The organism is Arthrobacter sp. 135MFCol5.1 (genome assembly GCF_000374865.1).
Lineage (GTDB): Bacteria > Actinomycetota > Actinomycetes > Actinomycetales > Micrococcaceae > Arthrobacter.
The window spans coordinates 480025-499815 of the sequence record NZ_KB895453.1; the positions used below are offsets into that span (position 1 = coordinate 480025).

The following is a 19791-nucleotide window of genomic DNA, read 5'->3' on the forward strand; positions in this document are numbered from 1 at the left end:
GGCGGGGGAGGCTGCCGCGGATACTTGTTTGCTCAGCCCCGGGTCAGGGCGGCGGTCAGCTTGTCAGGATGCCGGGTGGAGGCGAGCCAGTACGGAGTGCGGTCGGCCGGGTCGGTGATCTCGATCTTCACGACGGGGTCGATCCAGCCCCTGATGCAGAGGTAGGCGAGCCCGTTGAGCCTCGTGCCCCGCTCTGCCGTGGCCTCCCCGGAGGTGAACGGCTCAACGCTGCCGACGAATTTGCGGTCGATGCTGGCCCGTCCGACCGTCAGTGCGTCGCTGGTAACGGTGATGGTGGGCGTGGACAGGACCAGGAGCACGCTGATGATGGCGAGGAGCACCACCGCCGCGGTATACCCGGCCGCCATGCTGATGGGTGCGAAGACCAGGATGCCGGCCGCGGAGACGCCCACGGCAATGACCCAAATCCAGGCGTTGGGCCAGAGCTTCTCCTGGTACGTGACAGGTGTCCCGGCCGAGGGGGTGCTGGGAACGGACGCTGGCGTGCTTGATTCGGGCATATGCCAAGCTTTCCACCTTTGGTCCGCTATTTCATCTTGGGTGCCGCGGCTCCGGATCCTGCCATCTGGGACTGGTGCGGGGGCGCGGGTTAGAGTGAGTGACTGTGACTGAACATCCCACTGCAGCAGACCTCGTCCCGGACACGGCATCCCCGGCCGCACCTACCGTGCAGGTCCAGTTGAAGATGCTGGATCCGGACCTGGAAGCTCCTTCCTACGCACACCCGGGCGACGCCGGAGCGGACCTTCGCGCGCGCGAAGACGTGGTCCTGCTGCCGGGGGAGCGCAAACTGGTCCCCACGGGTGTGGCCATTGCCCTGCCCTACGGGTTCGTCGCCCTGATCCACCCGCGCTCCGGACTCGCCACCAAGCACGGGCTGACAATCGTAAACGCACCCGGCACCGTGGATGCCGGCTACCGCGGAGAGATATCGGTTACCCTGCTGAACACCGACTCGTCCCAGCCGATCGAGCTGCGCCGCGGCGATAGAATTGCCCAGATGGTTATCCAGCGGGTGGAACACGCGCACTTCATTCCTGTCAGCGAATTGAGCGGTTCCGTGCGCGGCGCGGGAGGCTTCGGCTCCACCGGCGGGTTCAACGTTCCCGGAGCCTGACACCTCCACCCACAACCGCTGCCACGCCAGCGCGAACGACGGCGGGACCTGGTCCCGGCCGGCAGATTTTGAGAACTGGCACATTCTAGGAACGAAGGAGTCACCCATGGTCTTTGGGCTCGGCAGGAAAGCCAAGAAGGAAGAGCCGGCGCAACCGGCCGAAGAGCTGACGGCAGCGGAATCCGAAGAAGGCCCAACCGCCGCTTCAACGCGCAGCCAGGATGGCCCCTTCGACGAATCCGAGGTAGGCAGCCGGGACGGCTTCGTGGACCTCGGTGCCCTGCTGATCACGCCCAGCGAGGGACTCCAGCTCCGCCTCGAGGTTGAAGAGGCGACGCAGCGGGTGGTGGCCGTAACCCTTGACCTGAACGGATCCAGCCTTCAACTGCAGGCGTTCGCCGCCCCCAAGACAGAAACGCTGTGGGACGAAATCCGCGAACAGATCGGCCAGTCGGTCGGCGCCCAGGGCGGCCAGGTCGAGGAGGTGGAGGGCGCGTTTGGCACGGAGCTGGTTGCCAAACTCCCAGCCGGGCTTCCGGACGGCAGCCAGGGCTACCGCGTGGCCCGTTTCATCGGCGTCGATGGTCCGCGCTGGTTCCTGCGCGGCGTCCTGGGTGGACCCGCAGCCTTGGAGCGACCCGCCGCCGAACCGTTGGAGACCCTGTTCCGGAAGGTGGTGGTGGTCCGGGGCGACAGCCCCATGCCGCCGCGGGATCTCCTGCAGCTGCGGCTGCCCAAGGATGCCTCCGCTACTCCTCCGCCCGCCGGTCCCACATTGGAGGAACCAGAACGTGGTCCCGAAATCACCCAAATCGGCTGAGGCCGCACATGGCGGACCCGCCCAGGCGTCCGGTGGGCTGACCCCATTGGCCCAACTCCCGGACAAGGGACGCGTGCTGTGCCAGGGGCACATCGAATCTGTGACTTTCGTACCCGCGGACCGGACGGCAGAGTTCATTGCCATCGTCTCCGAGACCGGAACCGGACGGCCGGGCCCCGGCCCCGGACGGAACAAGCCCGCACGGCTCCGCATCGTGTGGCTGGGCCGACGACGGGTGCCGGGCATCGAAGCGGGCGCCGAGATCCGGGTCGAAGGAATGCTTGCCCGCGGCAAGGACATGCCCACCATCTTTAATCCCCGTTACGAGATCATGTCCCGCCAGGAGCACGAATGACCGAGCAGCAGCCCGAACAGTCCTCCGAAAACGCCGCCCCGGGCCGGCGGCAGGGTACGGACCCGTCACCGGCAGCCGCGCCGTCGCCGGTAGCCGGGCTGGCCGCGGAGTACGCGGCCAAGGCGGGGCTCCACCGCACCCACGACGGCAGGGTGGACGTCCTGCGAAGCGCCGGGGGAGTCCAGGGCATTGCGGAAAGCATTGTTCCCGGGTTGGTTTTCCTCGTGGCGTTCACCGTGACACGGGAGCTCACACTCTCCCTGGTTGCTGCCTTGGCATCGGCAGCTGCGTTCACCATCGCCAGGCTGGCACAACGGCGCCCCCTGACCCAGGCCTTGGCGGGCGTGGTGGGCGTCGGCATTTCGGCATGGCTGGCCAACACCACCGGGAAGGCTGAGGATTTCTACCTGCCCGGCTTCTTCACCAACGCCGCCTACATCCTGGCGATGGTGGTTTCAATCATCGTTAAATGGCCGGTCGCCGGGCTCCTCTTCGGTTTCATCCGCAACGAGGGAGTGGAATGGCGCAAAGACCCGGACCGGGTCAAGGCCTACCGGCTGGGCACCTGGATCATCGTTGCGGTCTTGGGGCTCCGGCTCATCGTGCAGGTTCCCCTGTACCTGATGGGCTCAGACGGCCTGGCCGCCCTCGCCACGACGCGCCTGATCATGGGCGCGCCCCTGTACATTCTTGGAGTGTGGGTGGCGTGGCTCGTCACCCGCCCGGCTCCGGCCGAAGCCGAAGACCGGGCAGGCGCCGGCCAGGACACCTGATGCCCCCAGCCGCCTGAGGACCCAGGGCCCGGGGCACCTAGCCGTCGAAGCCGTCGTCGTCCGGCACCGGACCGTATTCGCTTGCGGCATGCTGGACGCCGACGGCGGGCTGCGGCGGGGTGCCGGCGTCGATGCTGCCGGGAGCCGAGGAGAGAAGCTCACGCAACCTGTCCTCGGCGGCGATCGTGGTGACGAAGAAGAGTTCGTCGCCGCCGTCAATGACATCGTCCCGGCTCGGGGTGATGGGGGCCTGGTCGCGGAGGATTGCCACCAGGGTGGCGTCTTCCGGCCAGTGGATGTCCCCAACGGTCATGCCGATAACGTGCGAGTCGTGCGGCACTGTGAACTCCACCAGCGATGCAACGCCGGTCTGGAGCGTCAGAAGCCGGACAAGGTCGCCGATCTCAACGGCTTCCTCCACCAGGGCAGTCATCAGCTGCGGGGTGTTGACCGCCACGTCCACGCCCCAGGAGTCGTTGAACATCCAGTCGTTCTTGGGGTTGTTGACCCGGCCAACGGTACGGCCCACGCCGAACTCCGTCTTCGCCAGCAGCGACACCACCAGGTTGACCTTGTCATCACCCGTAGCGGAAACCACGACGTCGGCATCTTCCACCTTGGCGCCCTGGAGCGTCGAGAGCTCACATGCATCACCCACCAGCCAATGGGCACCGCGCAGGCCGCTGCGCCCGATCACTTCCGGCTTCAGGTCGATCAGGAGGATCTCATGCTTGTGCGCCAGCAACTCCCGGGCAATGGATGATCCGACGCTGCCGGCGCCGACGATGACTACTTTCACTGATACTCCTTGGCAGGGGCTTTGGCGAGGATCTGGGCGATCAGGGCGCTGCGGTCCACCTGCAGCATGGCGTGCACGGTATCGCCGTCCTGGTACGCGGTGCCCGCGTCCGGCAGCAGGCCTTCGCCGAACCGCGTGAGATAGGCCACGCGGACACCGGCTGCCTTCTCGATGCTGCTGATCCGGTGCCCGATCCAGCCACCGTCCAGGTCCAGCTCAGCCAGGACCAGGCGCCCGGAGGGTTCGCGGAAATCGCCGGCGAGGTGCTGCTCCGGCAGGATCCGACGCAATACCTGGTCCGCGCTCCAGCGGACGGCTGCCACGGTGGGAATGCCCAGGCGCTGGTAAATCTCGGCACGTCCCGGATCGTAGATCCTGGCAACCACGTGCGGGACATGGAACGTCTCGCGGGCCACGCGGGTGGCCAGGATGTTCGAATTGTCGCCGCTGGACACCGCCGCGAAGGCATAGGCTTCACCGACGCCGGCCTGCTTCAGGGTGTCCCGGTCGAATCCCACCCCCGTGACCTTCCGGCCCGTGAACCCCTGGCGGAGCCGGCGGAACGCTCGGTCGTCCTGGTCGATGATGGCCACGGAATGGCCGGCATCCTCCAGCGTGTGCGCCAGCGTTGCCCCCACCCGGCCACATCCCATGATCACGAAATGCGCCACCGTATCTCCTCTGTATGTACGTCACGATCGTGCAGCTAGAACTCTACCGGCACGTCCGCGGTTCGGCCCGGCCCGGCTCCGTCATGACATCGTCCGCGATTCCGACTAGCTTTGTGGGGTGTTGACAATACTGAACGCCGTCAAACGCGTGCTGGTGGGCAGGCCTTTCCGGAATGACCGCCTTGCCCATACCCTGCTGCCGAAAAAGATCGCACTGCCGATCTTCGCGTCGGACGCGTTGTCGTCCGTTGCCTATGCCCCGGATGAGATCCTGCTGACCCTTGCCTTGGCCGGCGTCAGTGCGGTGGCGATTTCACCGCTGGTGGGCCTGGCCGTGATGGTGGTCCTGCTGACCGTCGTTGCCTCCTACCGGCAGAACGTCCACGCCTATCCCTCCGGCGGAGGCGACTATGAGATTGCCAACGTGAACATGGGAAAGTACGCGGGCCTGACTGTTGCCTCCGCGCTGCTGGTGGACTACGTCCTGACGGTTGCCGTGTCCATGTCCTCGGCCGCGGCGTACCTCACCACAGCTGTACCGTCGCTGCACGGCCAGCAGGCAATCATTGCCACCATCGGCGTCGTCATCCTTGCCTTGGTGAACCTGCGCGGCATCAAGGAAGCGGGCAGCGTCTTCGCGGTCCCCACGTACATCTTCATGGCCTCCATCCTGGGCATGACCGCGGTAGGCATCTTCCAGGCGGCCACCGGGCAGCTTGGCCAGGCGCCGTCTGCAGCCTTCACCATCGTCCCGACCGAAGGCTTCGACCAGGGCCTCGTGGGCCTCGCCGGTGCCTTCCTGCTCCTGCGGGCTTTCTCCTCCGGCGCCGCGGCACTGACGGGTGTCGAAGCGATCAGCAACGGCGTTCCCAACTTCCGGCACCCCAAAAGCAAGAACGCGGCAACCACCCTGCTGCTCCTGGGCATCATCGGTGCCGCGATGCTCGCAGGCATCATCTACCTGGCGAACGCCACGAAGGTCCACATCGTGCTGGACCCGGCCAAGGAGTTCCTGCTCGACGGCAAGCCGCTGCCCGAGGGCTACATCCAGAACCCCGCCATCAGCCAGATCGCACAGACCATCTTCGGCCCCGGTTCCATCCCGTTCTACATCGTGGTGGCAGCCACCGGCGTCATCCTGGTGTTCGCCTCCAACACCGCCTTCAACGGCTTCCCCGTGCTGGGCTCCATCCTGGCGCAGGACGGCTACCTGCCCCGGCAGCTGCGCACCCGCGGCGACAGGCTCGCCTTCAGCAACGGCGTGCTGGCCCTTGCCGCCGGCGCCCTGGTGCTGATCATCTCCTTCGACGCCGACGTCACCAAGCTGATCCAGCTCTACATCGTGGGCGTCTTCATCTCCTTCACCCTCAGCCAGCTCGGCATGATCAGGCACTGGGGCCGCGAACTCAAACTCGTCAAGGACAAGGCCGTCCGGCGCCGGATGCTGAAATCCCGCACCATCAACACCATCGGGTTCGGCATGACCGGCCTGGTGCTGGTCATCGTCCTCATCACCAAGTTCCAGCAAGGCGCCTGGATCGCACTGCTGGCCATGTTCATCCTCTTCCTGATCATGTGGAGCATCCGGGCGCACTACGACAATGTGGCCAAGGAACTTGCCGTGGACGAGGACTCCTCGCCGCGCGCGCTGCCCACCCGGGTCCACGCCGTGCTGCTGGTCTCGCACGTCCGCAAGCCCGTGCTGCGTGCCCTGGCCTACGCCCGCGCGTCCAGGCCCTCACGGCTGGACGCCATTACGGTGGACATCGATCCGGAAGAGACCGCCCACACCATTACCGACTGGGAGAAGCTCGAAATCCCGGTCCCGCTGACGGTCCTTGCCAGCCCGTACCGCGAGACGGTCACGCCCATCATGGACTACGTCAAGCAAATGCGCCTTGACTCCCCGCGGGACCTCATCGTGGTCTACATTCCGGAATACGTCGTGGGCAAATGGTGGGAGCAGCTGGTGCACAACCAGACCGCGCTGCGGATCAAGACCCGGCTGCACTTCGAACCCGGCGTCATGGTGGCCAGCGTTCCCTGGCAGCTCAAATCATCCGAAGAAGCCAAGAATCTGCAGGACGTCCAGTGACCGCAAGAACCTCGCCCACGGCAGTGCCGGCATCCGACCAGGCCGGCCACGCCGGCGAAGAAGCCGTGCTCGACGTCGGGCCGGTTGCCCACGGCGGGCACTGCGTGGCCCGCCACGAAGGCCGGGTGGTCTTTGTCCGGCACGCCATCCCCGGCGAAAAGGTCCGTGTCCGGCTGACCGATGCCGGCGACCACGCCAAGTTCTGGCGGGCGGACGCCGTGGAGATCCTCGAAGCGTCACCGGACCGGGTGGAGCACTTCTGGCACCTCGCCGATTCAGCCCGGGCCTGGGGCCACGGCCATCCGCCGGTGGGCGGCGCCGAATTCGGGCACATCACGCTGGCCCGGCAGCGGCAACTCAAAGCGGACGTCCTGGCCGAGCAGCTCACCCGGCTCGCCGGCGTTGACCCTGCACCGTCTGTGTGGGCCGGCAGCGTCGAAGCCGTGGGGGAGGCGCACGACGACGGCTCCGGCCTCGGGTGGCGGACACGGGCGAGCTTTTCGGTCACCCCCGGCGGCAAGCTGGGGATGCACGCGCACCGTTCCGGGCATATCGTTCCGGTGCGGGATATGCCGCTGGCCACGGAAGCGGTCAACGCCCTCCGCCTGTGGGAGCTGGACCTGCAGGGCATCGAACGCGTTGAGGTGGCGGCTCCGGCGAACGGCTCCCGCCCACTGGTGCTCCTGGCTCCGGCGCCGGGAACCAAGGACAAGCGGCTGCGGGCCATTGCCGCCGGACTGCCGGCGGAGGTATCCGTGGCGGCGTTCGATCCGGTCAGCGGCGACGCGACCCAGGTCCGGGGACGGACGTGGGTGCAGGAAACGGCGGCCGGCCACGATTACCGCGTGTCGGGCGCGGGCTTCTGGCAGATCCACCGCGACGCGCCCGGGACACTTGTGGGCGCCGTCACGGAATTCCTGAGCGGCGGCGGCTTCCTGCACCCCGGGGCGGTGGTGGCGGATCTGTACGCCGGGGCCGGATTGTTCACTGCCGCGCTGGCCGATGCCGTGGGGGAGACCGGGTCCGTCCTGTCGGTCGAAGGTGCGCCCGGATCCAGCCGCGATGCACGCAAGAACCTCCATTCAGCTCCGCAGGTGGAGGTGGTCCAGGGCCGCGTGGAGCGCGTGCTCCGCCAGAAACCGCGGAATTTCGACGCTCTTGTCCTCGATCCGCCCCGTGCGGGGGCAGGGAAAGCCGTCGTCGGGCAACTCATTGCCTCGCAGCCCCGTGCCATTGCCTATGTGTCCTGCGATCCGGCGTCGTTTGCCCGTGACCTCGGTTACTTTCGACGCTCGGGCTGGGAACTCGCCGGGCTCCGTGCCTTCGACTTGTACCCCCACACCCACCACCTGGAGACCGTGGCACTGCTGGCTCCCGGTCCGTGATGCCACCGGCGTTTTGGACTACGATGGCCGTAGTAGTCCCACGTCGCGCCCGAATTCTCGGCCGGCCGTGTGCAATTTTCGGGCCCTCGAACTACTTAGGGCATCCTAACTAGCAGGCGGTCAACCGCGCGACAAAGATGAAACTGTTGCGAGAGGAGTCCTGCGATGAGCACTGTGGACAGCTTCGGTTCAAAAGGCAAACTTAATGTAGCCGGAACCGATTACGAAATTTTCCGGTTGAACTCCGTTGAAGGTGCAGAAAACCTTCCGTTCAGCCTCAAGGTATTGCTTGAAAACCTGTTGAGGACCGAGGACGGCGCGAACATCACGGCCGACCACGTCCGCGCACTGGCCGGTTGGGATCCCAACGCCGAGCCCGACACTGAAATCCAGTTCACGCCGGCGCGCGTGATCATGCAGGACTTCACTGGCGTGCCCTGCGTTGTGGACCTCGCCACCATGCGTGAAGCCGTCAAGGAACTCGGCGGCGACCCCAAGCGGGTCAACCCGCTGGCACCGGCGGAAATGGTCATCGACCACTCCGTGCAGATCGACGCCTTCGGCAACTCCGGCGCACTGGAGCGCAACATGGAGATCGAGTACCAGCGCAACGGCGAGCGGTACCAGTTCCTCCGGTGGGGCCAGACCGCGTTCGACGACTTCAAGGTCGTCCCGCCGGGAACCGGCATCGTGCACCAGGTCAACATCGAATACCTGGCCCGCACCGTCATGACCCGCGAGGTTGACGGTGCCCTGCGCGCCTACCCCGACACCTGCGTCGGCACCGACTCGCACACCACCATGGTCAACGGCCTGGGCGTGCTCGGCTGGGGCGTCGGCGGCATCGAGGCCGAGGCTGCCATGCTGGGCCAGCCCGTCTCCATGCTGATCCCGCGCGTCGTCGGCTTCAAGCTGACCGGATCCATCCCGGCCGGTGCCACCGCCACCGACGTCGTCCTCACCATCACCGAACAGCTGCGCCAGCACGGAGTGGTGGGCAAGTTCGTTGAGTTCTACGGCGAAGGCGTCGCGGCTGTGCCGCTGGCCAACCGCGCCACCATCGGCAACATGAGCCCCGAATTCGGTTCCACCGCCGCCATGTTCCCGATCGACGACGTCACCCTCGACTACCTGCGCCTCACCGGCCGGTCAGACGAGAACGTCGCCCTGGTCGAGGCCTACGCCAAGGAACAGGGCCTCTGGCACGACCCCTCCCGTGAGATCAAGTTCTCCGAGTACCTCGAGCTGGACCTGTCCACCGTCGTTCCGTCAATCTCCGGACCGAAGCGCCCGCAGGACCGCATCATCCTCACCGAATCCAAGGCCCAGTTCCGCGAGGACCTCCGCAACTACGTCAAGGTGGACCTCGCCGACGGCAGCCTGGACGAAGCGATCGACGAGAGCTTCCCTGCTTCCGACTCGCCGTCCTTCACCGCCTCGGCGACCCACCTCACCGAGCAGGCCCCGCACGCCCACGGTCCCAAGTCCAACGGACGTCCGTCCAAGAAGGTGGCTGTCACCACCGCCGACGGCCGCGAGTTCGAACTGGACCACGGAGCCGTGTCGATCGCCTCGATCACCTCCTGCACCAACACGTCCAACCCCTCCGTGATGCTGGCCGCCGCACTGCTGGCCCGCAACGCCGTGGAAAAGGGCCTGGCCGCGAAGCCTTGGGTCAAGACCTCCGTGGCTCCCGGCTCCAAGGTGGTCACCGACTACTACAACAAGTCGGGACTGACCCCGTACCTGGAGAAGCTCGGCTTCTACATCGTGGGCTACGGCTGCGCCACCTGCATCGGCAACTCCGGCCCGCTCGACCCCGAGATCTCCGAGGCCATCCAGGCCAACGACCTCTCCGTCACCGCCGTCCTCTCCGGCAACCGCAACTTCGAAGGCCGGATCAACCCGGACGTCAAGATGAACTACCTGGCCTCCCCGCCGCTGGTCATCGCGTACGCCCTGGCCGGAACCATGGACTTCGACTTCGAAAACGATGCCCTGGGCCAGGACGAGGCCGGCAACGATGTCTTCCTCAAGGACATCTGGCCGAATCCGGTCGAGGTCCAGCAGGTCATCGACTCCTCGATCGACAAAGGCATGTTCGCCCGCGGCTACGAGGGCGTCTTCGAAGGCGACGACCGCTGGAAGGCCCTGGACACCCCCGCCGGCGACACCTTCGCCTGGGACGAGAAGTCCACCTACGTCCGGAAGCCCCCGTACTTCGAGGGCATGCAGGCCCAGCCGGAGCCGGTCAAGGACATCACCGGTGCGCGCGTGCTGCTGAAGCTTGGCGACTCCGTCACCACCGACCACATCTCCCCGGCCGGTTCCTTCAAGTCCGACACCCCGGCGGGCCAGTACCTCCTGGCCAACGGCGTGGAGCGCAAGGACTTCAACTCCTACGGCTCGCGCCGTGGCAACCACGAGGTCATGATCCGCGGCACGTTCGCCAACATCCGGATCAAGAACCAGCTGCTCGACGGCGTCGAAGGCGGCTTCACCCGCGACTTCACCCAGGCAGACGGCCCCCAGGCCTACGTCTACGACGCCGCGCAGAACTACCAGGCAGCCGGCACCCCGCTGGTGGTCCTGGCAGGCAAGGAGTACGGCTCCGGTTCGTCCCGCGACTGGGCCGCCAAGGGCACGGCGCTGCTGGGCGTCAAGGCCGTCATCGCCGAAAGCTACGAGCGCATCCACCGCTCCAACCTGATCGGCATGGGCGTCCTTCCGCTGCAGTACCCGGCCGGCCAGAACGCCGCCAGCCTGGGCCTGACCGGCACGGAAACCTTCGCGGTTGAGGGCGTCACCGCCCTGAACGAAGGCACCACGCCGAAGACCCTGAAGGTCACCGCGACGGCCGAAGACGGCACCACCACGAGCTTCGACGCGGTCCTGCGCATCGATACCCCGGGTGAAGCCGACTACTACCGCAACGGCGGCATCCTGCAGTACGTGCTGCGGCAGATCTCCGCGAACTAGCGGAACAGCTGCGCAGCCAGCATCCTCCCCGAAGCCCCGGCCGGTCACCGACCAGCCGGGGCTTCGGCTTTGCAACCAAGCCAAGGCGTTAGAGTTAAACGGCACGTCTACCACCCGAAGGAGGGGTCATTGGGAATCTTGGACACCATCCGGAATCCGCAGGACCTGAACGAGTTGACCGAGGAACAGCTGGAGCAGCTGGCTTCGGAGATCAGGGAGTTCCTGATCACGAACGTCTCACAGACGGGCGGACACCTCGGACCCAACCTTGGCGTGGTGGAACTGACGCTGGCCGTCCACCGCACCTTCGATTCCCCCCGCGACAGCATCGTCTTTGACACGGGCCACCAGTCCTACGTCCACAAACTCCTGACCGGACGCCAGGACTTCAGTACCCTCCGGCAGGAAGGCGGCCTCTCCGGCTACCCCTCACGCGCGGAGTCCGAACACGACATCGTGGAAAGCTCGCACGCATCCTCATCCTTGTCCTGGGCCGACGGCATCTCCCGGGCCCGCCAGCTCACCGGCAAAGGCGACCGGCACGTGGTGGCCATCGTGGGCGACGGCGCCCTGACCGGTGGCATGGCCTGGGAAGCCATCAACAACATCGCCGCGGACAAGAAACGCCGGGTTGTCATCGTCGTCAACGACAACGGCCGTTCCTACGCCCCGACCGTGGGCGGATTTGCCGACTACCTCGCGTCCCTGCGCCCCACCATCGACTCCTTCCGCGCCGCACCCGCCTATGAAGGCGCCCTGGACTGGTGGAAGAAGAAGCTCCAGAACGGCGGCCCCGCAGGACAGTTCACCTACAAGAGCCTGCACGCCATGAAAAAAGGCATCAAGGACTGGTGGGCTCCGCAGGGCATGTTCGAGGACCTCGGCATGAAGTACATCGGACCGGTGGACGGCCACAACCTCCAGGCCATGGAGCATGCGCTCTCCACCGCCAGGAACTACGGCGGCCCGGTCATCGTCCACGCCATGACCGAAAAGGGCCATGGCTACGCGCCGGCCCGCGCCCATGAAGCGGACCAGTTCCATGCGGTAGGCATCATCGATCCCGAAACCGGCGAACCAACGGGCACCGGCGGCGCGCAGTCCTGGACGTCCGTCTTCGCCGACGAGATCGCCGCCATCGCCGACGAACGCGAAGACATCGTCGGCATCACCGGCGCCATGCTGATCCCGGTGGGCCTGCACAAGTTCGCGGCCAAGCACCCGAAACGCGTCGTCGACGTCGGCATCGCAGAGCAGCACGCCCTCACCGCTGCTGCCGGCATGGCGTTCGGCGGCCTCCACCCCGTCGTCGCCGTCTACGCCACCTTCCTGAACCGGGCCTTCGACCAGTTGCTGATGGACGTCGCCCTCCACAAGGCCGGCGTCACCATCGTGCTGGACCGCGCCGGCGTGACCGGCCCGGACGGCGCCAGCCACCACGGCATGTGGGACATGGCCATGGTCCAGATCGTTCCTGGCCTCCACCTCGCCGCACCACGCGACGCCAGCCGCCTCCGGGAAGAACTGCGGGAAGCGGTGGCCATCAGCGACGCGCCCAGTGTGGTCCGCTTCTCCAAGGGATCCGTGGGTCCCGAAGTGGACGCCCTCGAGCGGCTCAGCGACGGCGTTGACATCCTGGCCCGCCGACCCTCCGGATCCACCGAGAACGACGTCCTGATCGTCAGTGTGGGTGCCATGTCCGAGCTCGCCCTCGATGTCGCCAACCGGCTCGGTGCCCAAGGCATCAGCAGCACAGTGGTGGATCCGCGCTGGGTGCTCCCGGTCCGCCGCTCCATCATCGCGCTGGCCTCGCACCACCGCCTGGTGGTCTGCATCGAGGACGGCGTCCGGGCCGGCGGAGTCGGCTCCCGCATCCGGCAGGAAATGCGCGCGGCAGGGGTGGACACCGCCCTGAACGAGGTTGGCCTGCCCGTCGAGTTCCTCGACCACGGCACCCGCGCCCAGGTCATGGAGCGCGTGGGGCTCACCGCCCAGCAAATAACGCACGACATCGTCGCGCAGGTTTTGGGTACAAAGGTCCCGTTCGCGCGTCCCCTGCCCGGGCAGCAGCACCCCACCACTGGCAGCCTCCCGATCCTGTGAGGGACGAAGACGCACTGAAATACCCGGGGGCCGTGGGGGAGTCGGGTCCGGTTCTGCATACCACCACCACCCGCGTGCCCGGAAAACTCCAGCCCGGGCAGCTGGTGGTCTCCCGCAACCGGAAATGGAACGGCAAGGCGCACTGGGTGGTCCCCGGCCGGTACCTTGGCGAAGACCGGCATGGCTGGTGGATCTTCCAGGGCACCAACGAGTTCTGTTCGCGCCCCGGCGCCGCGTTCTATACGCGCTCGGACGCCGTGCTCCTGGTGCCGCGGCAGGGCGACTGGGTGGCCACGTTCTACGATTCTGCCCATCCCGCCGGCGTGCGGCTCTACATCGACCTCGCCGTGGGCCACGAATGGACGGACATCCGGCCCGCCGTCACGGAGTTCCATGTGATCGACATGGACCTGGACGTGATCCGCACCGAATCTCGCGGCGTCTTCATCGACGACCAGGACGAATTCGCCGAGCACAGCGTGTCCATGCGCTACCCCCAACGGCTGGTCGAGGACATCCAGGCGGCCGCGGATGAGCTTTTCCATGCCGTGAAGGCGCAGCAGGCGCCTTTCGACGGTACCGACGTTGAATGGTTTACAAAGGGACGCATATGAGCGGCATAGTCAGGGTCTACAAGCGCGACGACGAGGGCACCCTCCACTTCCGGGAAGCCTGGTTCGATGAGGAGTACTCCCAGTTCGTCATGAATTTCGGCGTCGTGGGGCACCAGAGCAAGACCGAGGAAACCGACGTCAGCGACGCCGAGGGTGCCGAGAGCCTGCTGGATGCCTTCGCAGCCCAGTGCCAGGAGGACGGCTACGCCGAAATCCCCAACGAGGAGCAGTCCTGGGTGGTGGCCCAGTTCGCCCTCAAGACCAGGGAGGGCACGGAGCGGGACCGCTACCTGGAGCAGAAGGCCAAAGATGCCCTCATCAGCCACCTTGCCTGGCGGGGCCTTGGAACGGTGGAACGGTCTGAGTTCACGGATTACAAACTCAACATTTTCTGCCTCTGCCCGGAGGTGAACAAGGCCGTGAATGCCATCAAGGTGTGCGCCCGCGGCGAGGACCTTGACTTCACCAAGCTCAGCATTGGTGCCGCCCCCTATACCGAACCCGGGCAGTTCAAACTCAAGCACTCAGCCAAGCCCGCCAACAGCTTCAGCCTCTAGGAGTCGTCCGTGACCAGTTACCGCCGCGTTGGAAAATCAGGCCTCACCGTCTCCACGGTGGGCCTCGGATGCAACAACCTGGGCCGCGCCAACACCGCCACTGAGTCGCAGGAAGGCACGGACGCCGTCGTCTCCGCAGCCCTGGAGACCGGGATCACGCTGTTCGACGTCGCGGACAACTACGGCCGGGAACCGGGACTGAGCGAGACCATGCTGGGAAAGGCGCTGGGAAACCGGCGGGACCAGGCTGTGGTGGCCACCAAGTTCGGGATGGACGCCAAGGGCGCGAACGGCCCCGACTTCGGTGACCGGGGCTCGCGCCGCTACATCATCCAGTCCGTCGAAGCGTCACTGCGGCGGCTCGGCACCGACTGGATCGACCTCTACCAGTTCCATACCCCGGACCCGCTGACGCCCATCGACGAGACCCTCGCCGCTCTCGACGACCTCGTCCGCAGCGGCAAGGTACGGTACATCGGCCACTCCAACCGGGCCGGATGGCAGATCGCCCAGGCCGAGTACGTGGCCCGGGAACTCGGCGGCGCACGCTTCGTTTCCACCCAGAACCACTACAACCTCCTGGACCGCCGGGCAGAGCAGGAAGTCACCCCCGCCGCCGAAGCCCTTGGCCTGGGCGTCCTGCCCTATTTCCCGCTGGCCAACGGCCTGCTCACGGGCAAGTACGCGCCCGGCCACGCGCCCGACGGTTCCCGCCTCAGCCACACGCGCACCAACATGGTGGAGGACGCCGACTGGGACCAGCTGGGCCGGTTCAGCCTGTTTGCCAAGGAACGCGGCCTGACCGAGGTGGAGGTGGCCTTCTCCTGGCTGGCTGCACAGCCGTCCGTGGCCAGCGTGATCGCGGGTGCCACCAAACCGGAGCAGGTCCGCCAGAACGCCTCGGCCGCCGACTGGCAGCCCACGGCCGAAGACCTCGCAGAGCTGGATGCGATTTTCCCCACCGTTCCCAAGGTTGCCCTCTTCTAGGACACAGGAGACCCACACGCCCCGTACCGCGACTGTGACCTCATATCTGCTCGACGTCGATACCGGCATCGACGACGCCCTCGCCCTGGCCTACCTCGCCGCGCTGCCGGAGACGGAATTCGTATCCGTCACTGCGACACCGGGAAACGTGGACGCCGACCAGGTGGCCCGGAATACTCTCGCACTGCTGGAGCTGTGCGGCAGGCCGGGCGTCGAGGTGGCCATCGGGGCGCGCGGGCCGCTGTCCATTCCGCTGACCACCACCCCCGAAACGCATGGGCCGCAGGGGATCGGATACGCGGTGCTGCCCGAGCCCGCCGGACAGGTCTCGGCGCGGAACGCCGTCGACCTGTGGATCGAACACGCCCGCGCCAGGCCGGGGGAGCTCACCGCCCTGATCACGGCGCCGCTGACCAACTTCGCCTTGGCACTCCGCCGGGAGCCCGGCCTGCCGGACCTCCTGGCCGGCGTGGTGATCATGGGCGGGAGCTTCTACCACCAGGGGAACACCACCCCGACGGCCGAGTGGAACACGCATGTGGACCCGCACGCGGCCAAGGAGGTGTTCGCGGCGTACCGCGGCAAGCCGCTGGCCAAGTTGCCGATCGTCTGTTCGCTGGACACCACCGAGCGGATGGAGCTGCGCCCGGAACACGTCCGGCAACTCGCCGAGTCCGCCGGTGCAGCCGTGCCGGAACTGGTCCTGCCGGACCAGCCTGAGGGCCTGCGCAGCACATCCGGCAACACCCTCATCCGCCATCTGTCCGACGCACTGCGGTTCTACTTCGAGTTCCACCGGCTGTACGACCAGGGCTATGTGGCACACGTCCATGATTTCTTCGCCGCCGGAGTTGCCGCCGGCACGCTCGAGTACGACGTCCGCCCGGCCACGGTGGACGTCGAAACCAGGTCGCCGTTGCTGATGGGAACCACGGTGGCCGATTTCCGCGGACTATGGGGCGCTCCGCCGAACGCCAGGATTGTTTCCGGCAACAACCCGGAGCAGGCCTTCCGCGAGCTGGTGTCCGCCGTCGGCGGCCTGGCCCGGCGGCTGGGACTGCCGCTGGCCTGACTGCCGGCCTGACTGCCCACCAGGCGGCGAAGGATTACCGGACCGCGGCCGGCTTCCACCCCCGAAATGCCCGGTAGAATGGGCCACGGACCGGCCCGGCGCAGTTGCCGCCGGCTGCTGCCGAGGTGACATAGGCAGCCCCACCCCAGCCCGGTTCTGCCGGGCCACTGCCCGCACCCGAAGGAACATTTCCCATGTCATCGCCCTCCCTGACGCTTCCGTCCCAGGAACGCCCGGCGGCCCGCCGCCGCCGGCTGCTGGAGATCCTCGGCGCCCTGGCCATCGCCGCAACCTACGTCTACCTGGTCCTGAACCAGCCCGCGGACATCACCGGAGGCCCCGGCAGTGCCTCGGCCCTGATCGCACTCTCCGGCTTCCTGGCCGGGGCGGTCCTGCTCATCGCGGCCGTCCTGCCCACGCTTCCCGCATCCACCTTGGTGCTGATCCCGGTGGCGTTGGTCCTGAACATCGTGCTGGGCCAGTTCGTCGGCAGCACCCTGGTGCCCTTCTACCTTGACGCCATCGGTACCGTGCTGATCGCCGTCCTGGCCGGTCCCGCCGCGGGCGCTGCCACGGGCGCCCTCAGCAGCATCGTCTGGTCGTTCTTCAACCCCACCGTGCTGCCTTTCGCGGCAGGCGCCGCACTCATCGGCTGCCTGGCCGGGCTCGCCGCCCGCTACGGCCTCTTCCGCCGTTTCTACCTCGCCCCGGTGGCCGGCTTCGTCACCGGCATCATCGCCGGTGTGGTGTCTGCCCCCGTGGCCGCGTTTGTCTTCGGCGGAACCTCGGGCGTGGCCACCGGCGCGATCGTGAGCGCCTTCCGTGCCATGGGTGACACCCTCCTGGCGGCCATCACCAAGCAGGCACTGATCTCCGACCCCATGGACAAGGCGATCGTGTTCACCATCGTGGCCATCCTCGTCTATGCTTTGCCGCGCAGGGCCCGGCAGCAGTTCCCGTTCCTGCGCCGCCACCGTGTCCTGGCAGGCAAGGCCCCGGCCGGGACCACCGAGGCGCCGGCACAGGGCGCTGCCCGGGACCACTGACCGCACCGCCGTGACCGCATCCCCTGAACGCAGTGCCGCCGGGCCGGCCAGGCCGGTGCGCCTGAATCCGCTGACCTTGCTGGCTGCTGCCGGGAGTACAGCGGTCATCACGACGGCGGCCGGCAGTTGGCCGCTGTCGCTCACCGTGATTGGCGCCTCCCTGGGTCTTTCGGCGGCAGGCGGGACCGCCCGCCGCGTCCTGGCTGCCGCCGCGGCAATCCTGGTTCCCCTGGGCCTGTCACTGTTGATGCTGCACGGGCTGTTCTTCCCCGAGGGGACCACCGTCCTGGCCGCATGGGGGCCTGCCCGGGTCACGGTGGAAGGACTCGGGTTCGCCGGCCAGCGGATCCTCCAGCTGGGCGCCGTGGTCCTGGCATTGCTGGTCTTCTCCTTCAACGTCAGCCTCCCGGACCTCGTGGCGGCTTTGTCCGCCCGCGGCGTGCAGGGCCGGTTTGCGTTCGTCCTGGCCTCCACCCTGACCCTGCTGCCGGCCATCAGCGCCCGGGAGCGGCGGATCCGCCAGGCCCAGGAGTCGCGGGGGCTGGTAGTGACACGGAACCTCCTGTCCAGGCTTGCCGCGTTCCGGCTCCAGGCTGTCCCCTTGGTCCTGTCCCTGGTGGAGGATGCCGGCACCCGGTCCGCGGCCCTGGAAGCACGGGGACTCAGCAACACCGGACCCCGCACCAGCTACCGGGAAGTGCCCGACTCGCGGCTGCAGCGCACGGCACGGGCCGTCCTGGTGCTGGCGGCCGCGGCGGCGCTGGTGCTGCGGCTGGTACAGGCAGGTGCCAGTGCCTGAGCGCCTGAGGGACGCCGACACCGCCGTTCACGGCAACCTCCCGGTCCTGGCGGCCGGCATCCGGTCCTTCACATTCCACGACGACGAAACAGCGGCCCTGCGCGACGTCACGGTTTCCTTCACGGCAGGTTCCTTCACGGCGATCCTGGGTGCCTCCGGCAGCGGCAAGTCAACCTTGGGCCGCCTGCTCGCTGCGTGGCTGCCGCCGGGTGGCCACGGAGCGCTGGCCGGCTTCCTGGAGCTGTCCGGTTCCCGGCTCGAGTTCGACGGCGGCCCCGACGACCCTCGGATCGATCCCGCCCAGTGGGGCCGGCACGTGGGTTTCGTTCCACAGGATGCAGCCACGGTCCTGTCCACCGTCCGGTCCACCGTGGCCGAGGAACTCGCGTTCGGCCTGGAGAACTCCGGGATGGAACGTACCGCCATGCAAGCCGCGGTGGGGCGCACCGCAGCGTTGTTGGGCCTGCACGATCAATTGGAACAGGACCCGGCCCGGCTCTCGGGCGGCCAGCTCCGCCGGCTGGCAATCGGCTGCGCCATCATTACCGGGCCGCCGGTGCTGGTCATGGACGAGCCGTTCGCCTCCCTTGACGCGGCCGGCGCCGACGGGCTCGCCGCTGTGGTGCGGGACCTCCTGGCCCGGGGGACCGCCGTCGTCATCCTTAGCCAGTCCATCGATCCGTTGCTCCTGGAGGCCGGGACGTGGGTGGTGCTGTCCGGGGGGACCGTCACCGCGAGCGGTCCGCCCGCCGCCATGGGGGCCTGCTCCGGGGTGGTGCCGCCGGCCATCCGCCGCCCCGCCGCCGCGGCGGCAGCGGTTGCCGGACCCCGTCCCGTGGTGCCGCAGACGGGTACCCCCGCGTTGGAGCTGCGGGGTGTCGACTTCGCGTACCCGGGCGGGCCGGGGGCCGGCAGGTGGCGGCGAAGAATTGTTCAAGCGGGGCATCCGAATGGCGTTGCACCCGTGCTGCGGGGAGTCGAGCTTGCCGTCCATCCGGGGGAGATCGTCGCGGTGACCGGACCCAACGGGGCGGGAAAATCCACCCTCCTGCGGCATTTCAACGGACTGCTTCGCCCCAGCGCGGGGTCGGTGCAGGTGCGGGGTGCCAACATCTCCGGCGCACCCGTGGGGCGGACGGCGGCCTCGGTGGGCTTGCTGTTCCAGCAGCCCCGCGACCAACTGTTCGAACGGTCCGCCGTGCGGGAGGTCGGTTTTGGCCTTGACCGCCTGGTGGGTCCGGCCCAGGCAGCCCGCCGTGCTGCGGCGGCGCTGGAGTCAGTCGGGCTGGCAGGCGCTGCGCGCGAACACCCCGCCGAACTGCCGGCGTCAGCCCAGCGCCTCCTGGCCCTGGCCACCGTCCTGGCGCGCAAGCCGGCCGTCCTGGCACTGGATGAACCCACTGTGGCGCTGGACGGCGACGGGCTGGCCCTGCTGGATGCAGCCGTCCGCCGGGCAGCCGCGGAAGGCGCCGCCGTCGTGCTGGTTACCCATGACCTGGGCTACGCACGTTCGGCGGCCCACCGCCTTCTGGCGCTCGACGGCGGCCGCCTGGTTCCTGCCTGACCATCCCCGCCCGCAGCGCCTGGTGGGGATGGCC

The 19791-nt window shown here is 67.6% G+C and carries 18 protein-coding genes; 15 read left to right on the plus strand and 3 right to left on the minus strand.

Going from position 1 to position 19791, the window contains the following annotated elements; translation table 11 throughout:
- Positions 1 to 32: 32 nt before the first annotated feature.
- Positions 33 to 521 carry a DUF3093 domain-containing protein gene (locus C563_RS0105815; protein WP_018761103.1) on the minus strand — a complete coding sequence of 163 codons (489 nt, stop codon included), beginning with the start codon at positions 519 to 521 and terminating at the stop codon, positions 33 to 35.
- 104 nt (positions 522 to 625) lie between these two features.
- Here C563_RS0105815 and dut point away from each other — a divergent pair, with 104 nt between their 5' ends.
- From dut to C563_RS0105835, 4 genes are all read left to right on the plus strand, one after another.
- Complete coding sequence (gene dut, locus C563_RS0105820) at positions 626 to 1138, plus strand: dUTP diphosphatase (protein ID WP_018761104.1); 513 nt, start codon at positions 626 to 628, stop codon at positions 1136 to 1138.
- A gap of 106 nt (positions 1139 to 1244) precedes the next feature.
- Positions 1245 to 1958: a DUF3710 domain-containing protein gene (locus tag C563_RS0105825; RefSeq protein WP_018761105.1), complete on the plus strand. Its 714-nt coding sequence runs from the start codon at positions 1245 to 1247 to the stop codon at positions 1956 to 1958.
- Positions 1959 to 2058: 100 nt separating this feature from the next.
- Entirely contained in the window at positions 2059 to 2313 is a 255-nt protein-coding gene (locus tag C563_RS0105830; protein WP_231369850.1) for a hypothetical protein, read from the plus strand.
- The gene (locus C563_RS0105835; RefSeq protein WP_018761107.1) at positions 2310 to 3086 is read left to right on the plus strand and encodes a DUF3159 domain-containing protein; all 777 of its coding nucleotides are present in this window, start codon (positions 2310 to 2312) and stop codon (positions 3084 to 3086) included. The genes C563_RS0105830 and C563_RS0105835 overlap by 4 nt, the downstream gene beginning before the upstream one ends.
- Positions 3087 to 3123: 37 nt before the next feature.
- Here C563_RS0105835 and C563_RS0105840 read toward each other — a convergent pair whose 3' ends face one another.
- Both C563_RS0105840 and C563_RS0105845 read right to left on the minus strand, forming a co-directional pair.
- Positions 3124 to 3885 (minus strand): potassium channel family protein, encoded by a 762-nt coding sequence (locus C563_RS0105840; RefSeq protein WP_018761108.1) that lies wholly within the window; start codon positions 3883 to 3885, stop codon positions 3124 to 3126.
- Complete coding sequence (locus C563_RS0105845) at positions 3882 to 4556, minus strand: potassium channel family protein (RefSeq protein WP_018761109.1); 675 nt, start codon at positions 4554 to 4556, stop codon at positions 3882 to 3884. Before C563_RS0105845 ends, C563_RS0105840 begins: the two co-directional genes overlap by 4 nt.
- A gap of 118 nt (positions 4557 to 4674) precedes the next feature.
- Between C563_RS0105845 and C563_RS0105850 the strand changes: the two genes are divergently transcribed.
- The 11 genes from C563_RS0105850 (at position 4675) to C563_RS0105900 (ending at position 19757) form a co-directional block, all read left to right on the plus strand.
- Positions 4675 to 6651 (plus strand): APC family permease, encoded by a 1977-nt coding sequence (locus C563_RS0105850; protein WP_043423783.1) that lies wholly within the window; start codon positions 4675 to 4677, stop codon positions 6649 to 6651.
- The gene (locus C563_RS0105855) at positions 6648 to 8036 is read left to right on the plus strand and encodes a TRAM domain-containing protein (protein ID WP_018761111.1); all 1389 of its coding nucleotides are present in this window, start codon (positions 6648 to 6650) and stop codon (positions 8034 to 8036) included. Before C563_RS0105850 ends, C563_RS0105855 begins: the two co-directional genes overlap by 4 nt.
- A 165-nt stretch (positions 8037 to 8201) precedes the next feature.
- Positions 8202 to 11015: an aconitate hydratase gene (locus C563_RS0105860; RefSeq protein ID WP_018761112.1), complete on the plus strand. Its 2814-nt coding sequence runs from the start codon at positions 8202 to 8204 to the stop codon at positions 11013 to 11015.
- Between the two features lie 129 nt (positions 11016 to 11144).
- Positions 11145 to 13118, plus strand: coding sequence for a 1-deoxy-D-xylulose-5-phosphate synthase (gene dxs, locus C563_RS0105865; RefSeq protein WP_018761113.1), 1974 nt, complete (start codon positions 11145 to 11147; stop codon positions 13116 to 13118).
- On the plus strand, positions 13115 to 13732 hold the full coding sequence (locus tag C563_RS0105870) for a DUF402 domain-containing protein (protein ID WP_018761114.1): 618 nt from the start codon (positions 13115 to 13117) through the stop codon (positions 13730 to 13732). Before dxs ends, C563_RS0105870 begins: the two co-directional genes overlap by 4 nt.
- On the plus strand, positions 13729 to 14289 hold the full coding sequence (locus tag C563_RS0105875) for a hypothetical protein (protein ID WP_018761115.1): 561 nt from the start codon (positions 13729 to 13731) through the stop codon (positions 14287 to 14289). The genes C563_RS0105870 and C563_RS0105875 overlap by 4 nt, the downstream gene beginning before the upstream one ends.
- Positions 14290 to 14298: 9 nt before the next feature.
- A complete protein-coding gene (locus C563_RS0105880) occupies positions 14299 to 15276 on the plus strand; it encodes an aldo/keto reductase (RefSeq protein WP_018761116.1) in 978 nt (325 codons plus the stop codon).
- A 34-nt stretch (positions 15277 to 15310) separates the two neighbouring features.
- Complete coding sequence (locus C563_RS0105885) at positions 15311 to 16348, plus strand: nucleoside hydrolase (protein ID WP_018761117.1); 1038 nt, start codon at positions 15311 to 15313, stop codon at positions 16346 to 16348.
- Between the two features lie 194 nt (positions 16349 to 16542).
- Positions 16543 to 17394 carry a hypothetical protein gene (locus C563_RS0105890; protein ID WP_018761118.1) on the plus strand — a complete coding sequence of 284 codons (852 nt, stop codon included), beginning with the start codon at positions 16543 to 16545 and terminating at the stop codon, positions 17392 to 17394.
- Between the two features lie 10 nt (positions 17395 to 17404).
- Positions 17405 to 18193, plus strand: a complete 789-nt coding sequence (locus tag C563_RS0105895; protein ID WP_018761119.1) for an energy-coupling factor transporter transmembrane component T — start codon at positions 17405 to 17407, stop codon at positions 18191 to 18193.
- Entirely contained in the window at positions 18186 to 19757 is a 1572-nt protein-coding gene (locus C563_RS0105900) for an ABC transporter ATP-binding protein (protein WP_018761120.1), read from the plus strand. Before C563_RS0105895 ends, C563_RS0105900 begins: the two co-directional genes overlap by 8 nt.
- Positions 19758 to 19791: the final 34 nt, after the last annotated feature.